General features: G+C 63.0%; 1 protein-coding gene and 1 pseudogene. Both read left to right on the plus strand.

The annotated features are described in order from the left end of the window. Nucleotides 1–62 precede the first annotated feature (62 nt). Nucleotides 63–528 (plus strand): annotated as a pseudogene (locus NG697_RS20975) (ISL3 family transposase); the annotation flags it as partial. Nucleotides 529–604: 76 nt separating this feature from the next. Further along, entirely contained in the window at nt 605–940 is a 336-nt protein-coding gene (locus NG697_RS20980; RefSeq protein WP_252615101.1) for a class I SAM-dependent methyltransferase, read from the plus strand. Nucleotides 941–1,412: the final 472 nt, after the last annotated feature.

Below are 1,412 nucleotides of genomic sequence, written 5' to 3' on the forward strand. Positions count from 1 at the left end.
ACCTCGACGTGCTTGACGCAACCCCTACGACGGCTTTCGTCTGACCTCATCTGACCACGACTTGTCGGCTCAAGAGCATGGCACGGGACACGGTGACCCGGGAGTTGGCGCACGAGCCGCTGGGCTGTCGTCCCAAGGTCCTCGAGGTTACGATCCGCCGCACCGGTGCATCGACTGCGGGCGCGTGTGGCGACACACCAGGCGTGGTGTCCAGTACGTCACCGTCGTCATCGACCTCACCCGATCCGTGAGGGAACCGGCCCCGCGCGCCCGCTCGACATGGTAGACGGCCGCTCCAAAAAGGCGTTCAAGGACTGGCTGGCCGAGCGACCCACGGCTTGGCGCGAAACCGTGGAGGTGGTCGCGATGGACGGGTTCACCGGATTCAAGACTGCCGCCGCCGACGAGCTCCCCGAGGCGGTCGTGGTCATGGATCCCTTCCACGTGGCGCGCCTGGCCGGCAAGGCGCTCGATGAGTGCCGGCGTCGGGGCCAGCAGGCCATCCGTGGCCACCGCGGCCGTACCGGTCTGTAGAGGGCACGTCAAACGAATAGGCAACTCTGCCCGGAAGCATCGATTCCTGTGCCCACCATAAGGTGGCTGCATGACGGATGCAGAGGTCGCGACCGCGTACTCAAAGAGAGCTGCCGAGTACACTGCAAGATTTGGGTCGGTCGAGTCAGCTCATCCAGCTGACCGGAAGCTCTTAGCTGACTGGGTCGCACCTCTGGTGGGGCCAGTGCTGGATGTGGGATGCGGGCCCGGCCATTGGACCAAGTTCCTCGCGGACCAAGGGGCGGCGGTCGAAGGAATCGATTTGGTGCCGGCTTTCATCAAGCAAGCAGAAGCATCCTTTCCCGGCATCCCATTCCGTGTCGCCTCCCTCACGAGTCTCGTCTGTTTGAAGGAGACGAAATCGCGAGATTTCCACATGCGGTGACGCCTGCGTACTCCTGGCCCGTGGGAGACCTCAGCAGGATCCTTAGTGCAGCCGGCTTCGAAACCATGTCCCATCAGCGACGAACTGATCCTGGTCATCGGCCGCACGCCGCTAGCAGTGCACGCCTGAGCCATTAATAAGAGACAGCAACCGGAGGAATGCGGGCAGGCGAAAGGTAAGCCGAAACTACAACAAAGCTTGGGCTGACCTGTAACCGGAAAAGGCGCCGGCCTGGGCCGAATCGGCCGTGGACCAATCCTCGCGTGATGTGATCCAGTCAACAGAAACCCGTTCTGGCCGAATACTGCACCGGGACTCCGGTGAGCCCCTCAGATTCCCCGCCACGACGCGGATCCTGGGGGCATAGGGCCTGTTGTGGGGGTGGATTTGCGGTGGGGGTTGGGTGGGTGTATTGTTTTCTAAGTCGCCGCGAGGGGAACAGCGAAGAGCTGGTTACCGCGGGCGGCCAAAC

Origin of the sequence: Pseudarthrobacter raffinosi (genome assembly GCF_023913835.1) — a bacterium.
Lineage (GTDB): Bacteria > Actinomycetota > Actinomycetes > Actinomycetales > Micrococcaceae > Arthrobacter > Arthrobacter raffinosi.